General features: G+C 70.5%; 16 protein-coding genes. 12 read left to right on the top strand and 4 right to left on the bottom strand.

What is annotated here, in order from left to right; genetic code table 11:
• Positions 1–75: 75 nt before the first annotated feature.
• From MFF13_RS21355 to MFF13_RS21345, 3 genes are all read left to right on the top strand, one after another.
• Positions 76–450: a DUF485 domain-containing protein gene (locus tag MFF13_RS21355; RefSeq protein WP_147828572.1), complete on the top strand. Its 375-nt coding sequence runs from the start codon at positions 76–78 to the stop codon at positions 448–450.
• Positions 447–2,141, top strand: coding sequence for a cation acetate symporter (locus MFF13_RS21350; RefSeq protein ID WP_147828573.1), 1,695 nt, complete (start codon positions 447–449; stop codon positions 2,139–2,141). Before MFF13_RS21355 ends, MFF13_RS21350 begins: the two co-directional genes overlap by 4 nt.
• Before the next feature lie 290 nt (positions 2,142–2,431).
• Positions 2,432–4,138 (top strand): MFS transporter, encoded by a 1,707-nt coding sequence (locus tag MFF13_RS21345; protein ID WP_238272895.1) that lies wholly within the window; start codon positions 2,432–2,434, stop codon positions 4,136–4,138.
• A 169-nt stretch (positions 4,139–4,307) separates the two neighbouring features.
• Here the strand turns inward: MFF13_RS21345 and purH are convergent, their stop codons facing one another.
• Both purH and MFF13_RS21335 read right to left on the bottom strand, forming a co-directional pair.
• A complete protein-coding gene (gene purH / locus MFF13_RS21340) occupies positions 4,308–5,906 on the bottom strand; it encodes a bifunctional phosphoribosylaminoimidazolecarboxamide formyltransferase/IMP cyclohydrolase (protein ID WP_238272894.1) in 1,599 nt (532 codons plus the stop codon).
• A 73-nt stretch (positions 5,907–5,979) separates the two neighbouring features.
• Positions 5,980–7,725, bottom strand: a complete 1,746-nt coding sequence (locus MFF13_RS21335; protein ID WP_238272893.1) for a heparinase II/III family protein — start codon at positions 7,723–7,725, stop codon at positions 5,980–5,982.
• Between the two features lie 105 nt (positions 7,726–7,830).
• Between MFF13_RS21335 and MFF13_RS21330 the strand changes: the two genes are divergently transcribed.
• Positions 7,831–8,157, top strand: coding sequence for an amino acid transporter protein (locus MFF13_RS21330; RefSeq protein WP_238272892.1), 327 nt, complete (start codon positions 7,831–7,833; stop codon positions 8,155–8,157).
• 289 nt (positions 8,158–8,446) lie between these two features.
• Positions 8,447–8,674: a hypothetical protein gene (locus MFF13_RS21325; protein WP_147750769.1), complete on the top strand. Its 228-nt coding sequence runs from the start codon at positions 8,447–8,449 to the stop codon at positions 8,672–8,674.
• Positions 8,675–8,677: 3 nt separating this feature from the next.
• Here the strand turns inward: MFF13_RS21325 and MFF13_RS21320 are convergent, their stop codons facing one another.
• Complete coding sequence (locus MFF13_RS21320) at positions 8,678–9,622, bottom strand: metal ABC transporter substrate-binding protein (protein WP_147828576.1); 945 nt, start codon at positions 9,620–9,622, stop codon at positions 8,678–8,680.
• A gap of 263 nt (positions 9,623–9,885) precedes the next feature.
• On the opposite strand from MFF13_RS21320, the gene MFF13_RS21315 reads away from it, so the two are divergent.
• The 5 genes from MFF13_RS21315 to MFF13_RS21295 all read left to right on the top strand — a co-directional run bounded on the left by MFF13_RS21315 (position 9,886) and on the right by MFF13_RS21295 (position 15,309).
• Positions 9,886–11,658 (top strand): ABC transporter ATP-binding protein, encoded by a 1,773-nt coding sequence (locus MFF13_RS21315; protein ID WP_147828577.1) that lies wholly within the window; start codon positions 9,886–9,888, stop codon positions 11,656–11,658.
• Between the two features lie 213 nt (positions 11,659–11,871).
• Positions 11,872–12,849: a cobalamin B12-binding domain-containing protein gene (locus MFF13_RS21310; protein ID WP_238272891.1), complete on the top strand. Its 978-nt coding sequence runs from the start codon at positions 11,872–11,874 to the stop codon at positions 12,847–12,849.
• A 103-nt stretch (positions 12,850–12,952) separates the two neighbouring features.
• Positions 12,953–13,363, top strand: coding sequence for a BLUF domain-containing protein (locus MFF13_RS21305; protein WP_147828578.1), 411 nt, complete (start codon positions 12,953–12,955; stop codon positions 13,361–13,363).
• A gap of 158 nt (positions 13,364–13,521) precedes the next feature.
• Positions 13,522–13,998: a BLUF domain-containing protein gene (locus MFF13_RS21300; protein WP_147828579.1), complete on the top strand. Its 477-nt coding sequence runs from the start codon at positions 13,522–13,524 to the stop codon at positions 13,996–13,998.
• Between the two features lie 270 nt (positions 13,999–14,268).
• Complete coding sequence (locus tag MFF13_RS21295) at positions 14,269–15,309, top strand: aldose epimerase family protein (protein WP_147828580.1); 1,041 nt, start codon at positions 14,269–14,271, stop codon at positions 15,307–15,309.
• On the opposite strand, the gene speB is transcribed toward MFF13_RS21295, so the two are convergent.
• Positions 15,288–16,256 carry an agmatinase gene (gene speB / locus MFF13_RS21290; RefSeq protein ID WP_238272906.1) on the bottom strand — a complete coding sequence of 323 codons (969 nt, stop codon included), beginning with the start codon at positions 16,254–16,256 and terminating at the stop codon, positions 15,288–15,290. The two genes, MFF13_RS21295 and speB, sit on opposite strands and share 22 nt — an antisense overlap.
• Before the next feature lie 307 nt (positions 16,257–16,563).
• Here speB and rpsT point away from each other — a divergent pair, with 307 nt between their 5' ends.
• The gene (gene rpsT, locus MFF13_RS21285; protein ID WP_147750762.1) at positions 16,564–16,836 is read left to right on the top strand and encodes a 30S ribosomal protein S20; all 273 of its coding nucleotides are present in this window, start codon (positions 16,564–16,566) and stop codon (positions 16,834–16,836) included.
• A gap of 880 nt (positions 16,837–17,716) precedes the next feature.
• The gene (gene dnaA, locus MFF13_RS21280) at positions 17,717–19,204 is read left to right on the top strand and encodes a chromosomal replication initiator protein DnaA (RefSeq protein WP_147750761.1); all 1,488 of its coding nucleotides are present in this window, start codon (positions 17,717–17,719) and stop codon (positions 19,202–19,204) included.
• Positions 19,205–19,283: the final 79 nt, after the last annotated feature.

The raw sequence follows: 19,283 nt of genomic DNA, 5'->3' as shown, positions 1-19,283 counted from the left end.
CAACATGAAAAACCATCGTCACATCGACCGGAAGGCGGCCCCGATCGCGGGTCCCCTTCATCGGAGGGAGCGTACATGTCCACGTCAACAAGCGGCCCCGGCGGCCGTCCCGTCCCAGCAGCGCCGCGGCTCGGCGGCACCGTGCTCGGCTCCGCCGACGACAAGGTCGCCAGGAGCCCGATCTTCCGCCAGCTCGTCGAGGAGCGCACGCGCTTCGGCTGGATCCTCACCGGCCTGATGCTCGCCGTCTACTTCGGCTTCATCGGCCTGATCGCCTTCGACAAGAGCCTGCTCGCCGTGAAGATCGGCAGCGGCACCGCCTCGCTCGGGCTGCTCCTCGGGGTCCTCGTGATCCTCTTCGCCTTCATTCTCACCGGCATCTACGTCCAGCGCGCCAACGGCCGCTACGACGACCTGACCGCCGCCCTCAAGCGGGATCTCGGCCGATGAACCGTCTCAAGCATCCCCTCGTCCTCGGCAGCGCGCTCGCGGTCCTCGCCGTCACGGCCGCCCTCGCCGCCGGCCCCGACATCGGCGCGGTCACGAAGGCGGCGACGAACTGGCCGGCGATCGGCATGTTCGGGTTCTTCGTGCTGCTCACCCTGGGCATCACCTACAAAGCCGCCAAGGGCACCAAGTCGGCGGCCGACTTCTACGCCGCCGGCGGCGGCATCTCGGCCGGCACCAATTCGCTCGCCATCGCCGGCGACTACATGTCCGCCGCCTCGTTTCTCGGCATCTCGGGCCTGGTCTACACCTCCGGCTTCGACGGCCTGATCTACTCCACCGGCTTCCTCGTCGGCTGGCCGATCGTGCTGTTCCTCATCGCCGAGCGGCTGCGCAACCTCGGCAAGTTCACCTTCGCCGACGTGGCGTCGTTCCGCCTCGACCAGACCTCGATCCGCATCATCTCGGCCGTCGGTACGCTGGTTGTGGTGGCGTTCTACCTGATCGCCCAGATGGTCGGCGCGGGTAAGCTGATCCAGCTCTTGTTCGGCCTGCCCTACCTCTACGCCGTGATCATCGTCGGCGTGCTGATGATCGTCTACGTGGCGTTCGGCGGCATGAAGGCGACCACTTGGGTGCAGGTGATCAAGGCCTGCCTGCTGCTCGGCGGCGCGACCTTCATGGCCGGCGCGGTGCTCTACAAGTACGGCTTCAACCCCGAGACCCTGTTCGCCGCCGCCGTCGCCACCCATCCAAAGGGTGACGCGATCATGGCGCCGGGCGGTCTCGTGTCGAACCCGATCGAGGCGATCTCGCTCGGCGTCGGCCTGATGTTTGGCACCGCCGGCCTGCCGCACATCCTGATGCGCTTCTTCACGGTGTCGGACGCGCAGGCGGCCCGCAAGTCGGTGTTTTATGCGACCGGGTTGATTGGGTACTTCTACATCCTCACCTTCATCATCGGCTTCGGCGGCATCGCCCTGCTGATGTCCGATCCGAGCTACTTCAAGCTCGGCCCGGCCGGCGCCTTCGACAAGCTGAAGGACATGGTCGGCGGCACCAACATGGTGGCGGTGAACCTCGCCAACGCCGTGGGCGGCCCGTACTTCCTCGGCTTCATCTCGGCCGTGGCCTTCGCGACCATCCTCGCGGTGGTGGCGGGCCTGACGCTCGCCGGCGCCTCCGCGGTCAGCCACGACCTCTATGCCCAGGTGATCGCCCGCGGGCGCGTCAACGAGGCCGCCGAGGTCCGGCTCTCCAAGCTCGCCGCCGTCGGCATCGGCATCGTGGCGATCTACCTCGGCTACGTCTTCGAGAACCAGAACGTCGCCTTCATGGTCGGCCTCGCCTTCTCGGTGGCGGCGAGCTGCAACTTCCCGGTGCTGACCATGTCGATCCTGTGGAAGGGCACCACGACCTGGGGCGCCCTCGTCGGCGGCCTCGTCGGCCTCATCGCGGCGGTCGGCATGGTGGTGCTGTCCAAGGCGGTCTGGGTGACGACCTTCGGCAACCCGGTGGCGATCTTCCCCTACGACAACCCGGCGCTGTTCTCGATGCCGCTGGCCTTCGCGACGATCTGGATCGTCTCGAAGCTGGACAAGTCGCGGCGGGCCGAGCGCGAGCGGGCCGCCTTCGAGGCGCAGTTCGTGCGCTCGGAGACCGGCATCGGCGCGGATGGCGCCCACGCGCACTGACGCGCGGCGTCACGCACGGGACCCGACGAAAAAGGGGCGTGGCATCCGCCGCGCCCCTTTTTCGTACCGGCGGCGGCGCGCGGACGACGGGCGATCCGGGGGGGAAAAGTCGTCACATCGACATGTTCATCTTCCTTCCAAACCATCTGCCCATGCAGTGGCACCATCACCTGCGCTAACGTTCGCGGGTTCGAATCTCGGCGAACGGCCGAGCGTTGCCGGCACGTCGTCGTCGAGCCCGGTTCCGCGAAACGAGTGCCGGGACGGACAGGATGGGGAGGACCGTCGCCATGGCCGCTGCAACCACGATCCCGCGGCCGGGAGACGCCGCCCGCCCGATGACAGCCGCCGACAAGCGCGTGATCTTCGCGTCGTCGCTCGGCACGGTGTTCGAGTGGTACGACTTCTACCTCTACGGCGCGCTCGCGACGATCATCGGGGCGCAGTTCTTCTCCGCCTACCCGCCGGCCACGCGGGACATCTTCGCGTTGCTGGCCTTCGCCGCCGGCTTCATCGTCCGCCCGTTCGGCGCCCTGGTGTTCGGCCGCGTCGGCGACCTCGTCGGGCGCAAGTACACCTTCCTGGTCACCATCCTGATCATGGGCCTGTCGACCTTCGTCGTCGGCATCCTGCCCAACGCCGAGACGATCGGCATCGCGGCGCCGATCATCCTGATCGTGTTGCGCCTGGCGCAGGGCCTCGCGCTCGGCGGCGAGTACGGCGGTGCGGCGACCTACGTCGCCGAGCACGCCCCGAACGGACGACGCGGCTTCTACACCAGCTGGATCCAGACCACCGCGACGCTGGGCCTGTTCCTGTCGCTGCTGGTGATCCTGGCGACACGCTCGTTCACCGGCGAGGAGGCGTTCAAGGTCTGGGGCTGGCGCATCCCGTTCCTGGTCTCGGTGCTGCTGCTCGGCGTCTCGGTCTGGATCCGCCTGCAACTCGCCGAATCGCCTGCCTTCAAGAAGATGAAGGACGAAGGCACGACCTCGAAGGCGCCGCTGACGGAGGCTTTCGGCCGGTGGAAGAACGCGAAGATCGCGCTCATCGCCCTGTTCGGCCTCGTCGCCGGCCAGGGTGTCGTTTGGTACACCGGCCAGTTCTACGCGCTGTTCTTCCTGCAATCGATCCTGAAGGTCGACGGCTACACCGCGAACCTGCTGATCGCCTGGTCGCTCCTGCTCGGCACCGGCTTCTTCGTGTTCTTCGGCGGCCTCTCGGACAGGATCGGCCGCAAGCCGATCATCCTGGCCGGCTGCGCCATCGCGGCGGCGAGCTTCTTCCCGCTGTTCCATGGGCTGACCGCGGTGGCCAACCCCGCCCTGGAGCGGGCGATCGACCAGGTGAAGGTGACGGTGGTGGCCGACCCGAAGGAATGCGGCAACCTGTTCAACCCGGTCGGCACCCGCACGTTCTCGGCGCCCTGCGACCTCGCCCGCGACTTCCTTGCGAAGTCGTCGGTGAAGTACGCCACCGAGGCCGGGCCCGCCGGCCAGCCGACCGTGGTCAAGATCGACGACACCGCCGTGCCGTTCCCGGCCGGAAGCCCGGCGGCGGACTTCGGCAAGGCCGCCACCGCGGCGCTCCAGGCCGCGGGCTACCCGAAGGCGGACGACGCCGGCATCGTCAAGATGAAGAGCCCGTTCGACGTCTTCCGGCCGCAGGTGGCGAGCGTGATCGGGCTGCTCTTCGTCCTCGTCCTGTTCGTGACGATGGTCTACGGGCCGATCGCGGCGATGCTGGTGGAGCTGTTCCCGACCCGCATCCGCTACACCTCGATGTCGCTGCCCTACCACATCGGCAACGGCTGGTTCGGCGGCCTGCTCCCGGCCACCGCCTTCGCCATGGTCGCCCAGACCGGGGACATCTATTACGGCCTCTGGTACCCGATCGTCATCGCGGTCGCGACCGTGATCGTCGGCGTGTTCCTGGTGCCGGAGACCAAGGATCGCGACCTCTACGCCGACGCGGACGCGCCCGCACCACCCCGCTGATCCTCGGCGAACAGTCCTGATCCGGCGCTGCGCCGGGGCATGATCGTCGTCGCGTCACGCAAAAAGGCCACGCCTGTCCGGCGGGGCCTTTCTCGTTTCTCATGCCAAATTTGGTCGATCCCCCAGGATGGCGGATTTGGGCGTCGCTCAGGCAAGCCCGCACGGCGGATCAGTGCCGGAAGTGGCGCACCCCCGTGAACACCATCGCCAGACCGGCTTCGTCGGCGGCGCGGATCACGTCGTCGTCGCGCATCGAGCCGCCGGGCTGGATCACCGCCGTGGCGCCGGCTTCGGCCGCCGCCATCAGGCCGTCGGCGAAGGGGAAGAACGCATCGGAGGCGACCACCGCCCCGACCGCAAGGCTCTCCGCCCGGCCGAGGCGCTGGGCGCCCTCCGCGGCCTTCCAGGCGGCGATCCGCGAGGAATCGACCCGCGACATCTGCCCGGCGCCGATGCCGACGGTGGCGCCGTCCTTGGCGTAGACGATGGCGTTCGACTTCACGTGCTTGGCGACGCGGTAGGCGAAGTGCAGGTCGGAAAGCTCCGCCTCGCTCGGGGCGCGCTTCGTCACCACGGTCAGCGCCATGTCGTCGATCACCCTGGCGTCGCGGCCCTGCACCAGCAGGCCGCCGGCGAGCGTGCGCACGGTGTCGCCCGCGGCCCGCGGGTCCGGCAGGCCGCCGGCCAGCAGCAGGCGCAGGTTCTTCTTGGCGGCCACGATCGCGATCGCCTCCTCCGAGGCCTCAGGCGCGATGATGACTTCGGTGAAGATCTTGACGATCTCGGCGGCGGCCTGCGCGTCGAGGGGCCGGTTCAGGGCGACGATGCCGCCGAAGGCCGAGGTCGGGTCGCAGGCGAGCGCGCGGGCATAGGCCTCGACGAGGTTTTCGCCCTCGGCCACGCCGCAGGGGTTGGCGTGCTTGATAATCGCCACCGCCGCCGCGCGCGCCGGATCGAACTCGGCGACGCATTCGTAGGCCGCGTCGGTGTCGTTGAGGTTGTTGTAGGATAGTTCCTTGCCCTGCACCTGCCGCGCGGTGGCGATCCCCGCCCGCGCGATCCCCGGCGCCCGGTAGAAGGCGGCCGCCTGGTGCGGGTTCTCGCCGTAGCGCAGCCCCTGCGCGAGCGCTCCGCCGAAGCTCCGGAAGGGCGCGGTGCTCGCGGCCTCGACGTGCCCCGACATCCAGTTGGCGATCGCCGCGTCGTAGGCGGCGGTGCGGGCGTAGGCCTTCTGGGCGAGCGCGCGGCAGAACGGGCGGGTGAGCGTCCCGTTCCCCTGCGCCAAGGCGTCCAGCACCGGGGCGTAGTCGGCGACGTCGGTGACGACGGCGACGTCGGCGTGGTTCTTGGCCGCCGCGCGGATCATCGCCGGGCCGCCGATGTCGATGTTCTCGACGCAGTCGTCGTAAGAGCGGCCGGCCGCGATCGTCGCCTCGAACGGGTAGAGGTCGACCACGAGCAGGTCGATCGCGGCGATGCCGTGGGCGGCGAGCGCCGCCTGATGCTCGGGGTTGTCGCGGATGGCGAGCAGCCCGCCATGCACCGCCGGGTGCAGCGTCTTCACCCGCCCGTCCATCATCTCGGGGAAGCCGGTGAGCTCGGAGACCTCGGTGACCGGCAGCCCGGCCTCGGTCAGCGCCTTGTGGGTGCCGCCGGTGGAGACGAGGGCGACGCCGCGTGCGCTCAGGGCGCGGGCGAAGTCGACGAGCCCCGCCTTGTCGGAGACGGAAAGGAGCGCGCGGGCAACCCGCACCTGATCATGCGACATCGTGGGTCTTGTCGTTTCGAGGGCCGTTGGCGGCGCGGTAGCACGAATGGCCGCAGTCGGGCCAGAAGTCCGCTCAGGCCGCGGCAGTCGGCGCGTGTCCCGGGGCGGAGGCGAGGCGCTCGAACGTCCAGTCGACGCGCACGTCGTCGTGGACCGGCAGGTGCAGCACGATCTGGTCGGTGCGGCGCGCGCCGGTGAGGCCGGCGAAGTAGACGCTCTCCTCCAGCCGGATCTCGGCGCCGGTGGCGTGGAACCGCCAGACCTCGCCCAGCGGCGAGGACAATTCGAGCCCGTCCTCCAAAGACCGCACGGCGATCGCCGGGTGGAGGTGGAATCGGATCGCCACGTCCTGCGTCCGGACGCGGCCCGCCTTCGTCGCCGGGCGCAGGAACGCGTCCTGCCCGTCCAGGCGGCCCTCCGCGCCGTCGAGCTGCCAGCGCCGCTCGTGGACGATGCCGTGGTCGCGGGCGTAGCCGTCGTGCCGGGCGGCCAGCACGGTGGCGGGGCCCTCGTCGCTGCGCTCGGCCTTCACCGCCGCGGGGCCGCGCAGGACCACGGGGCCGACCCGCCGCTCGAGCCAGCGCGCGGCGACGCGCTCGCCCCACCACCCGCCCGACCCGAGGAAGCGGCAGGACGACGCGTCGGCGACGCAGGCGGTCGAGTGAGCGGCGGTGGTGCGGGCGAGCCGGCGCAGCTCCGGGCCGCTCGCGGGCAGGCCGCAATTGATCACGATCCGCTGCGGCCCGCTCGACATCTCGAAGGAGAGGCAGCCGGCCCCGGCGTTGAGCGAGTACGGCAGCGGCGGCGGCGCGCCGACATCGGCCACGATGACGATGCGGCCGCCTTCCAGGCGCTCGTAGCCGGAGTTCGGCGCGTGCATCATCGGCTGCGCCAGGGCGCCGTCGTAGATCAGCAGCGTCGCGAGGTGGTCGGCGGCCGTCGCGCCCATGCCGTTGAAGTGGCTGAGCGAGGCGTCGGCGTGCCGGAGCAGGCGCAGCAGCGGCAGCATCCGGTCGATGGCGCCGAGCAAAGCCGCCGGCGGCTCGACGCTGCGGCTGAGATAGCTCTGGCGCAGGGGCAGCAGGTCGAGGAGCAGTTCCATCGCGAAGCGCGGGTCGCGCGAGCGGTGGCCGCCGTCGGCCATGATCTGGCGGTCGAGCTCGCGCGAGAGCACGCGGGTGGCCCGCCGCAGGATCGGCTGGATGCCTTCGCAGCACAGGCCCGCGAAGCACAAGGCGACCGCCGCGTTCAGCCGCCATTGCGGCGGCACCCCGCGGCGCAGGTCGCGCTCGAGCTGCTGCGCGCCCCGGGCCAGCGCCTTCAGGAAGGCCTGGTAGAAGGCGTGGTCGGCCCCTTCCAGCACCAGCGGCGACTGGCTGAGGAACGAGATCAGCCGGCGCGCGGCCACCGGCGTCTGGCGCGCCAGGGCGGCGTCGCCGCGCCCGGCGATGAAGTCGGCCACGAAGGCGCGGGCGTTGGAGCGGGCGAGCGCGGTGTCGGCGGCGCGCAGGTGCCTGAGCCAGCCGAAGCCGTAGAGCACGTCGGCCCATTCCGGCGAGGGCGGGGTGTAGTCGAACGGCGAGCCGCCGCTCACCGCCAGCGAGCGCCCGGCGAAGACGAACAGCCCGGCATAGATGTCGTCGGCGAAGGTGGCGTCGGAGGTGCGCAGGTCGTGCGGCGCGATGACCAGGCCGGTGACGCGGACGCGGGCGAGGATGTCCGGCGGCGCGGAGAGACGCGCCGAGGCGGCGCGCGCGGTCCGCGCGACCTCGCGCCCGACCAGCCGATACAAGCGCCAGCGATCAGCCCCCCAACGCACGTCGGTCCCCCGAAGGCCGGCGCGCGGAGATCGGCGCCGGTCACTCTCACGATCAAGCTAGAGCGGGCGTCTTAACCATCGGTTTACGATCTGTCATGGGTCGACATGACCGGCGCCGCGGCGTCGGCGGACCGTTTCTCCCTGCCGGGTTGCCCGCCATGCCGCCTGATGGCCACTGAATCCGAGGCTCCGCGAGATGCGGGCGATCGGGCCAAGCTCGTCGCCAACGAGAGCGCCAAGCTGACCGCGACCTACGTGAACGGCGTCGCCATCGCGATTCTGGCCGTCGGCGGCCTCGCGCCCGTCTTCTCGGGGCGACTCGCCGGCATCGACTTCGGAGCCGCGCTCCTGGGCGCCAACCTCCTCCTTTGCGCGACGACGAGTGCGGCCCTAAATTGGCTGGGACGCAGGATTCTCAGGACCCTCCGATGAGCGATCCGCACGTTCTCTTGATGTTCGCCTTCCCGATCTGTGGCCTCATGCTCGGCCTCTGGGCGTTCTGGCTGACGCGGCGCGCGCACGACTAGACGGGCCGCAGGACGAAGCTGCTCATCGCCGGCGCCGGCCGCTCTCCGTGTGAAAACCGAGGAAAGCGGGGACAACCAGGCCGATTCGCCAGTTCGTTGCCGGCAAAGCCTTGAATGGCCTAAGCCGTTTACCCGTCGAGCTTTTTTCTCGCGTATCCAGGATGGCATCCAGCACCTGCCGGGGGGCGGCGTCGATGCAGTTCGATATCACCGAGGATGCGACCGGCCTGTGGCTCTGGACGCTGGTCGACGACCGCAACGGGCCCGTCGTGTGCTCGCCCGTGCGCTTCCGGACCCAGGTCCAGGCCTATGCCGACGTCGCCGCGTTCAAGGCGATGGTGTCGGGCGCCGGCGTGTTGGTCGGGAACGGGCCCAAGCGCCGCAGCGCCGGCGATGGCGGCGGGCAGCTCGGCCTGCTCTGAGGGTTACGAAGGCGAAAGCGCGGCGCTGAACGCGCGCAGGTTGCTCCGCATCATGTCGAGATAGGTCGAGGCGGGGCCGCCCGGCCCGGAGAGCGCGTCGGAATAGACCTTGTCGCCGATCCGCGCGCCGCTTTCGCGGGCGACCTGCTGCATCAGGCGCGGGTCGGCGATGGTCTCGATGAACACCGCCGGGACCTTGTCCTGCCGGACCTGGCGGATGATCCGGGCGACGTCCTGCGGGCTCGCCTCGCTGTCGGTGGAGACCCCTTGCGGCGCCAGGAAGGTCAGGCCGTAGGCGGCGCTGAAGTAGCCGAAGGCGTCGTGCGTGGTGATGACCTTGCGGTGGTCGGCGGGAATCCGGGCGAGCGCGGCGCGGATCTCGGCGTCGAGCGCGTCGAGCCTGGCGAGGTAGGCCTCGGCGTTGCGGGCGTAGTCGGCGGCGTGGCCGGGATCGGCCTTCGCCAGCCCGTCGCGGATGTTGGCGACGTAGACCTTCGCGTTGGGAACGCTCTGCCAGGCATGCGGGTCGGCGTCCGCACCCGCCGCGTCGCGGCCGCCCTCGCCGTGGCGATGGTCGTGGCGGCCGGGGATCGTGGCGACGCCGGCCGAGGCGACGACCACGGGGGCCTTCGAGCCCGAGGCGCGGATCAGCCGGTCGATCCAGCCTTCGAAGCCGAGGCCGTTGACGAAGACGATGCCGGCGGCGGCCAGCGTCCGCGAATCGCCCGGCGCCGGGCTGTAGCCGTGGGCGTCGGCATCGGGTCCGACCAGCGTCGTCACCGCGACCGCGTCGCCGCCGACCTGCCGCACGAGGTCGCCGAGGATCGAAAAGGTCGCCACCGCCCGCAGGCGCTCCGCCGCGGAGGCCGGGAGCGCGCCGCCGGCCAAGCTCAGCGCCAAGGCCGACATACGCGCGAAGCTTCGCCAGGCTGCAATCCAGGTCCTCATCGTGGTCACGCTCCTCAAGCCGGTCGTGCCTGCTGATAGTGTCATACTGTTACATCGCCAAGCCGCCGGGCGGGGCGGACCACCGAAACACGGGCGCCGTCAGGCCCTAACGGAGGCGGCACGACCGACGAGCCGGCCCCCGCGACGCCCGCCGAGGCCAGGCGGCGCTTGATCCGCGGGGCCGAGGGCGGCACACCCGCGCCACCGCCGCCTCGGGCGACGGTGGGCCGGCGCCCTTCGCCGGGACGATTGCGGAACCCGCGATGGCGCGCCTGAAGGGCGACACGATCCCCCTGCTCCGCCGGCTCTGGCGCGAATGGCTGTCGCCGCACCGGGGCACGCTGGCCGTCGTGCTGGTGCTGATCGCGCTCGTCGGCGCGTCCACCGGCCTGTACCCGGCGCTGATCAAGGGTGCGTTCGACGCGTTCGACCGGAAGGATTCCGGCGCTCTCGCCTACGGCCCGCTGATCGTCATCGTCGTCACCTCGGTGCGGGGTTTTGCGCTGTTCGGGCAGACGGTGCTGACCAACCGCGTCGTCACGCGGGTCGAGGCGGACATGCAGGCGGCGCTCTACGGCCACCTGATCGACGCCGACCTGGCGCAGCTCGGCCGCGAGAGCCCGGCCGCCTTCACCCAGCGCTTCACCACCGACTTCGCCTTCATCAAGGAGGCGCTGACCCGCATCTCGACGGTGCTGCTGCGCGACGTCGCGATGCTCGTCGGCCTCGTCGCCGCGCTGATCTGGATGGACCCGGTGCTGACGGGGGTTGCCGCCGTCACCGTGCCGTTCGTCGCCGGGCCGATCGGGAAGATCGGCAAGAAGCTCAGGCGCGTCTCCACCACCACCCAGGAGCAGATGGGCGCCACCGCGAGCCTGATCTCCGAGAGCCTGCAGGGCGTGCGGATCGCAAAGACCTACGCGATGGAGGGCTACCTCAAGGGCCGCGCGGCGGACGCGCTCGATTCGGTCCGCCGCCTCAAGATGAAGGCCGCCAACGCCCGCGGCCGCCTCGACCCGCTGCTCGAGGTCGGCGGCGGCTTCGCCGTGGCGGCGGTGCTGATGCTGGTCGGCCAGCGGGTGATGGCGGGCGAGCGCACGGTCGGCGACTTCACCGGCTACGTCGCCGCCCTGCTGCTCGCCGCCCAGCCGGCCCGCGCGCTCGGCACCCTCAACGCGATCCTGCAGGAGGCGGCTGCCGCCCTCACCCGCTACTTCGCCCTGATGGACGAGGCCCCGACGATCCGCGAGGCGTCGGGCGCCAAGGCGCTGAAGCCCGGCCCCGGCGAGATCGCCTACCGGAACCTGCATTTCCGCTATCGGGCGGACGCGCCGGCGCTGGAGGGCATCGACCTCGTCGTGCCGGCGGGCTCGACCACGGCGCTGGTCGGCCGCTCGGGCTCGGGCAAGTCCTCGCTCCTGAACCTCGTGCCGCGGCTCTACGACGCCACCGGTGGCACCGTCGCCATCGACGGGCAGGACGTGCGCGGGGTGACGCTTTCGTCGCTGCGCGCCGCCGTCGCGGTGGTCTCGCAGGAGGTGGTGCTGTTCGACGACACCATCGCGGCCAACATCGGCTTCGGCCGGCCCGGCGCGACGATGCCCGAGATCATGGCCGCCGCCGAGGCCGCCGCCGCCCACGGCTTCGTCTCGCGCCTGCCCGAGGGCTACGACTTCCGCGTCGGCCCGGCCGGCGGCCGGCTCTCGGGCGGCGAGCGCCAGCGCATCTCGCTCGCCCGCGCCTTCCTCAAGGACGCGCCGATCCTGCTCCTCGACGAGGCGACCTCGGCGCTGGATTCCGAATCCGAGCGCCTGGTGCAGGACGCCCTGACCCGGCTGATGAAGGGCCGCACCACGCTGGTGATCGCCCACCGGCTCTCGACCGTGCGCGAGGCCGACCTGATCGTGGTGATGGAGGCCGGCCGCGTCGTCGAGACCGGGCGGCACGAGGCGCTGATCGCGCAAGGCGGCGCCTACGCCCGCCTGCACCGGATGCAGCTGTCCGACGATCCCGCGGAGCCGGCGACCGTGCCGTGAGCCGACCCGCCCCGGCCGTGAAGATCCGACGGCGGGCACCCGCGAGACGCCTCCGAGCCGGGTCGGGAGCGGTCGGTCCGCTTCGGGCCACGGCCGGCGGCAGGGGAACGTTCGAGGACCTCCGCCTCGGCGAGCGGAGGCTTTTCAGCCCGCCGAAACCACCGCCATCGGCGGCAAGCGCCGGGACCGTCGCCGTCTTTACAACGTGCGCATTTGCGTCTCTGTTGCACCCCGTACTCGCCGGACGACGGTCGACGACAAACGGGGACGCCAACCCCGGACCATGGGGTTGAGGCAATGCTGGATCAGGGATCACCCCACCGTGAGTGGGCCGGTCTGATCACGGAGGGGATCGCGGAAGCCGCGTATGTCCGCGAGGATTATGCGCGGCGAAGATCCGTCGACCAGGCCCGGCAGCGAACCCTCGCGCTCGGCCGCATCGTCCAGACGGACATCATCCCCCGGCTGATGCTGCTCGATCGCGGCGAGCGGCAGGTCCGGTCGGACGTGCTGCCGAAGCTAGATACGGAAACGGTCGCGGGCTTCACGGATCTGATCCTCGGGCACGACGTCGCGGCCCTCCTGAGCGCGTTCACGGCCCTGACGGCCAAGGGTTACTGCGTCGACGACCTGTTCCTCGACCTGCTCGCACCTTCGGCGGCTCTGCTGGGACGCATGTGGGACGACGACCTGTGCGACTTCATCGAGGTCACGGCCGGCCTCGCCCAACTCCAGTTCCTGCTGGCCACGTTCCGCTCGGACGGAGGCCTGGCGCCCTACGACAGCGGGCGCCGTATCCTGCTCATGGGAGCACCCGGCGAGCTCCACACCTTCGGCTTGGCGATCGTCGAGCAGTTCCTGCGGAAGGCCGGCTGGCACGTGGCGAGCGGCCTCGCCTCTACGCCCGAGGAGATCGCCGATCTCGTCGGTTCGGAATCGTTCGGCGTGGTAGGTCTGACGCTAAGCTGCGAGAGCCGCCTGGATCAGCTCGCCGCATCGATCCAGGCGGTACGACGGGCGTCGCTCAATCCTTCGATCAGCGTCATGGTCGGGGGACCCGTCTTCCTTGAGCAGCCCGAACATGTCGCCCGGGTCGGCGCCGACGCCTCGGCGGTCGACGCCCCCACCGCGGTGCTGCTTGCACAGAGGCTGCTGTCGTCCGCAGGCGCCGAACGCTCGCCCAGGCCATGACGCCGACGGGCGACGTCCTCGGCTTTCACGGATCCTCGGAGCTTTCGAACGACCGCATGTAGATCGCTCTGCCAATCCGACGTCCTGACAGGATCCAGCAGCAATGTCTGTCGTTCAGCTCATCTATGCCTCACGGCCTTTCGGGTTCGACCAAGCGATGCTCAACGGCATCCTATCGCAATCGCGGCGTTGCAACGCGCGCGATGGGATCACCGGCGCCCTCATTTGCAGGGCGGATGTCTACATGCAGTTGCTGGAGGGCTCGGCCGAGGTGCTGGATGCCACCTATGCCCGGATCTTGAGGGACGAGCGGCATCTGGAGATCCGGCGGTTGTCCTATCACCCGGTGACGGACCGTTTATTCCCCGGCTGGGCGATGCGCGACGATCCGGCCCGCTCCTGGATGTGGTCGCAAGCCGAAGTTGCCAACGGAGCGATCGATCAGGCGACTCCGCTGCAGGCGCTCAGAATATTCGAGCGGCTCGCCGCCGAACCCGCATACGACGACGCGTAACGCGCATCGGGACCGACGCGCATCGGGAACGACTCGGCGTTCTTCGAAAGATGGATGGCCGACAGCCTGATCGAACCGATGCTGTCCGGTGGATGCGGGCGCCGCCAGCGTCCCATCCACGCCTCGGTCTCCCTGCCGCCAACGAAGCGATCTCACCCATGTTCGATGAGTACGGCATTCCGCGCGGCGCCGAGCCGGACGACGCGACGTTGGTCCCTCTGTACCATTTCGTCTATTGCAGTCGTGCCGCGGAACACGTCGACGACGCCGAAGTCACCCGTATCGTCGAAGCGGCCAAGCGCAACAATCTTGCCCACGGCATTACCGGCGTGCTGGTCTTCGGCAGCGGCGTTTTCTTCCAGTGGATCGAGGGGCCGGCCGCCGAGATACGGAAATTGATCGCGACCCTGCATCGAGACGAGCGCCACTACGATATCGTTTCGCTGAGCCAGAGCGAGGAGGAACGAGAGCGCCTCTATCCGGATTGGGACATGGAGCGGGTCGAGGCCGACGACATCCGGCTCGTGCTGCAGGACGCCCTCGAAAGCGCGGAAGACAAGAACAACCGCGTGGCGCTGACGCGGATCCTCGAACAACTCGGTTCGGGTTCGCTCGAGCCCATCGGTCGAGGTTGATCGGGGCCACGTCCGCTTCCCGGCAGGCCTGGAGGGCGACGGATCCGGCCACGTCCGGTCGACCTCGGAGGCGGCCGGATGGCACGACGGGTCGGAATGCCTCCGCTTGCACCGGGTCTCATGGGTCGGAACCCATGAGGTCCGGCGCATCGCCGCCGCCCCGCGGTCGCGGCGGTCAGGCCGCGACGGTTCGGGCGGATCGTGGTCCGGTGTTCGGTCTTCGAGGGTGTCGCCGACGGTCGGCGCGGCGGATCACGGTCGGGACCAGGGATGGCGGGCGAGACCTTCGGAACGACGGCGGACGGCGAGACGGTGACGCGCTTCACCCTCGCGCGCGGCGCGCTTCGGGTTCAGGTGCTCGATTACGGCGGCGTCGTCACCGCGATCGAGACGCCCGACCGGGCGGGCCATGCGGCCAACGTCGTGCTCGGGCTCGACTCGGTGGCGGCCTACGAGACGAAGAGCCCGCATTTCGGCGGCCTGATCGGACGCTTCGCCAACCGCATCGCGAACGGGCGCTTCGCCATCGACGGCCACGCCTACGCGCTGCCGACCAACGAGCCGCCGAACGCGATGCATGGCGGCCCGCGCGGGTTCGACCGGCGGATGTGGCAGGTGGCGTCGGCCGACGACGGCCACCTGACGCTGGCGCGCCGATCGCCCGACGGCGAGGAGGGCTTTCCGGGCAACCTCGACGTGACCGTGACCTACAGCCTGCCCGAGGACGGGACGTTGCGGATCGACTACCGCGCGCGGACCGACCGCCCGACCGTGCTGAACCTGACCCACCACGGCTACTTCAACCTGGCGGGCGAAGGCGCCGGCGACGTGATGGGCCACGTCGTCACGATCGCGGCCGACGCGGTGTTGGAGACCGACGCGACGCAGGTCCCGACCGGTGCGTTGCGGCCGGTGGCCGGCACGGCGTTCGACTTTCGCGCCGGCATGCCGCTCGGCCGGCGCATCCGCGAGGGCGACAAGCAGCTCGTGATCGCCAAGGGCTACGACCATTGCTTCGTCCTGGCCGGCGCGGACGGGCGCCTGCGGCCGGCGGCGAGCTGCATCGAGCCGGCGAGCGGGCGCCGCCTCGACGTGGCGACGACGCTGCCGGGCCTGCAACTCTACACCGGCAACAACCTCGACGGGACGCTGGTCGGCCCGGGCGGGCGGGCCTACCGCTCGGGCGACGCGGTCTGCTTCGAGACGCAAGCCTTCCCCGACGCGCCGAACCACCCCGGCTTCCCGTCCGCCGTGCTGCGTCCGGGTGAGCTTTTCGCCTCGACGACGACCTACCGGTTCTCGGTCGTCTGATCGGATTCCCGTCGCGCCGCCCGGCGCGCGGCCACCGAATCGGCGAGCAGGCACAGGATCTCGAAGGCGAGCTGGCCGCCGGTGAGCGCGGTGAGGCCGGACGGGTCCAGCGGCGGGGCCACCTCCACGAGGTCGGCGCCGACGAGGTCGAGCCCGCGCAGGCTGCGCAGCAGGGCCAGGGCCTCGCGGGTGGTCAGGCCGCCGATCTCCGGCGTGCCGGTGCCCGGCGCGTAGGCCGGGTCGAGGCTGTCGATGTCGAAGCTGAGATAGGTCGGGCCGGCGCCCACGACGGCGCGGGCCTCGGCCGCCACCTCCGGCATTCCGCGGGCGGCCGCCTCCTCCATCGTGACGACGCGAATGCCCTGGGCGCAGGCCCAGTCGCGCTCGTCCGCCGCGTCCATGCTGCCGCGGATGCCGACCTGCACGCAGCGCCGCGGATCGAGCACGCCGTCCTCCACCGCCCGGCGGAACGGGGTGCCGTGGGTGAGCCGGGTGCCGCCGTACTGGTGGTCGTCGGTGTCGCTGTGGGCGTCGATGTGCACGAGCCCGAGCGGGCGCCCGCGCCCCAGCGCCCGGAGGATCGGATAGGTGACGAGGTGGTCGCCGCCGACGGAGAGCGGCACGATGCCGGCGCCGGCGAGCCCGAGCATGAACGCCTCGATCCGCCGGCAGGTCTCGGCGGCATCGACCGGGTTCACCGGCACGTCGCCGAGGTCGGCGCAGGCCGCCAGAGCATAGGGCGCGATCCCGCTGGCATGGTTGATCGCCCGCGTGCCGGTCGAGGCTTCGCGCACGCCCCGCGGTCCGAGGCGCGCGCCCGGCCGGTTCGTGGTCGCCCCGTCGAACGGGATGCCGACGAGGCCGATCTCGACGCCCTCGGCCGCGCCCGGATCGCGGCAGGGCAGCCGCATGAAGCTCGCCACGCCGGCAAAGCGCGGCGTCTCCATGCCGGACGCCGGACGGAACCTTGCGATACGGGCCGCGTCGGTCTCGTTCACCCTGTGCGCCACGCCGGTCCCCTTCCTGGATCGATCCGCGATCATCCGGGGCCGGCAGGGCGGGATCAAGCCGGCGCGGTTAAGCCGGTGCATCAAGGTGCGTTGACGACGCGGCGTCCCGTGGCTATAGAGCCGGCTCTGCCGAGGGCCCGTGCGGTTGCGCGCGTCGTCGGCTTCGCCATTCGCCACACCCAGCGCAGACCGATCCGAGGCTCCCCGAGCTCGAAGGTCCCCGCCCTTTGATACGAGGATGCCCATGGCCAACACCGTGTCGGCCAAGAAAATGACCCGCAAGATCGCCAAGCGCACGGCGATCAACCGCTCGCGCCGCTCCCGGATGCGTACCTTCGTCCGCAAGGTCGAGGAGGCGATCGCTTCGGGCGTGCAGTCCGACGCCCTCACCGCGCTTCGCGCCGCCGAGCCGGAGATCATGCGGGCCGCCCAGAGCGGCATCGTTCACAAGAACAACGCCTCGCGCAAGGTCTCGCGCCTCGCCGCCCGCGTGAAGGCCCTGGCCGTCGCCGCCTAAGCGCGACCGCCGCCGACGAACCATCGAACCCGTTACGAAAAAGCCCGGCCTTAGCGCCGGGCTTTTTCGTGTTCGCGTCGCACCCGTGATGTGGTTCTCGTTCGAGTCGTCCGTTCCCTTGTCCCTCGGCCACCGGGCTCGCCGATCCGGCGCGGGTTCCTCCTCCCATGGGGAGAAGGACAGGATGAGGTGCGTGACCCCTTAGGCTCAGGCGCGCAGCTCGTCCCAGCCCACGCCCCTGGCTCAGATCCATTGCAGACGGCACCGCGCGGTCATTCCGGGGCTCCGCTGCGCGGCCCCGGGACGACGGAGGTGCTGCCAACGGGTTTCCGAAGAGCAAATCGCCTTCTGCGATGGTCCCGCCCGTAGAAGCGGGAAGAGGCGGAGACGGCGCCGACATGTCCGGCGACGGTGTCTGATCGGCGCCCGCGATTGCCCGCCAAAACCCCCCGAACGCCCCGCCGATGTTCGCGCCATGTCCGCGCCCGCCCGGTGACGAAGCGTTAACCCATTTCCAAAAATCGATTTCGTTGCGGAGTCTTCGGGGCAGGTGTAGCTTAACAAAACCTCACCGCGCCTGAGCAAAGGCACAGCATCTCCCACATCACCCCGAATCGTTCGGCGAATCAAAGCGGTATCCGTCTTCGGCTCGACTCCGCTCGACTCGCTGCAGCGCCGATCAAGGCTTTCCCCGCAAGTCCCACTGTTAAAACTACCGTAGGTAATTGTTGATAGGCTCTCCCAATCGACCAGCAGCGTCGTCGGACGGGTTGACTCCCGCCGATTTTTGCGCCCCGCCCGTGTTCACGGGGTGTTCCAGTGTGCGTGCGTACGCCCCGTCGGCGGGTCTCCCGTCCTCGGTGCGAGGAGAGTGTCAGTGATGCATGTCGACGAGAGCGTGTCGGGCGGCGGCGGAAGCGGCGGAGCAAACGGGGTCGCGGAGGCTGCGGCGGCCTGGGGTCGCGTGAAGCGCCGCCTGCGGGCCGAGCTCGGCGAGGACGTGTTCGCGAGCTGGTTCGCGCGCCTGGAGCTGGATTGCGTCGTGGGCGGCACCGCCCGCCTCACCGTGCCGACCCGGTTCCTCAAGAGCTGGATCGAATCGCACTACCTCGATCGGGTGCTGAACACCTTCAAGGCCGAGGTCGAGGAGGTCGGCCGCATCGAGGTCGGCGTGCGCGGCACCACCGCCCCGGTCCGCCCGGTGGCGCCGGGCGCCCCGAAGCCCGGCCCGACCAGCGGTCCGCTGGCCCGCCTCCACGCCGCCGGCATGCCCGCGCCGATGCCGACGACGCCGGCCCCCGACATGCGCGCCGAGATCGCCGGCGAGCTGAACGGCGCGCCGCTCGACGCCCGCCTGACCTTCGCGAACTTCCTGCTCGGCCGCTCGAATTCCCTGGCGCATGCCGCCGCCGACCGCGTCGCCCGCCACGACGGCGAGGGCGCGCTCTACAACCCGCTGTACTTCCATGCCGGCGTCGGCCTCGGGAAGACCCACCTGCTGCACGGCATCGGCCACGCCGCCCGCGAGGCCGGCCGCCGGGTGATCTACCTCACCGCCGACCGCTTCATGTACGGCTTCGTCAACGCCCTGAAGACGCAGAACGCGCTGGCCTTCAAGGAGCGCCTGCGCGGCATCGACCTGCTGATCCTCGACGACGTGCAGTTCATCCAGGGCAAGTCGATCCAGGCCGAGTTCGGCCACACCATCAACGCGCTGATCGATGCCGGCCGCCAGGTCGTCGTCGCCTCCGACCGGCCGCCGACGGAGCTCGAGGCCCTGGACGAGCGCGTGCGCTCGCGGCTCGCCGGCGGCCTGGTGGTCGAGATCGGGATGCTCGACGAGCAGTTGCGCGCCTCGATCCTCTCCGCCCGGCTCGCCGCGGTGCGGGTGGCGCATCCGAGCTTCGAGGTCTCGCCGGCGGTGGCGACCTACGTGGCGCGCGCGATCACCGCCAACGGCCGCGACCTCGAAGGCGCCGTGAACCGGCTCCTGGCGCACGCTACGCTCACCGGCACCGCCGTGACCATGGAGACCGCCGAGACCGCGATCCGCGACCTCGTGAAGAACCGCGAGCCCAAGCGCATCAAGATCGAGGACATCCAGAAGCTCGTCGCCTCGCGCTACAACGTCTCGCGCTCCGACATCCTCAGCGAGCGCCGCACCGCCGCCGTGGTGAAGCCCCGCCAGATCGCGATGTACCTGTCGAAGGTGCTGACGCTGCGCTCGCTCCCCGAGATCGGTCGCCGCTTCGGAGGCCGCGACCACACCACGGTGCTCCACGCCGTGCGCAAGATCGAGAAGCTGATCGGCGAGGACACGGTGCTCGGCGACGAGGTCGAGCTCCTGAAGCGCATGCTCCAGGATTGATCGCGCCTCCTCCCCCGGCGGGGAGGACGGCACGGGGGCGGGCCGCGCGCCCGCCCATACCCTGTGCGGGGACGAATCG

It is taken from the genome of Methylobacterium cerastii, from assembly GCF_022179125.1.
Classification (GTDB): domain Bacteria; phylum Pseudomonadota; class Alphaproteobacteria; order Rhizobiales; family Beijerinckiaceae; genus Methylobacterium; species Methylobacterium cerastii.
The sequence above is the reverse complement of the archived record's forward strand: the minus strand, read 5'-3'. Positions and strand labels throughout refer to the sequence as shown.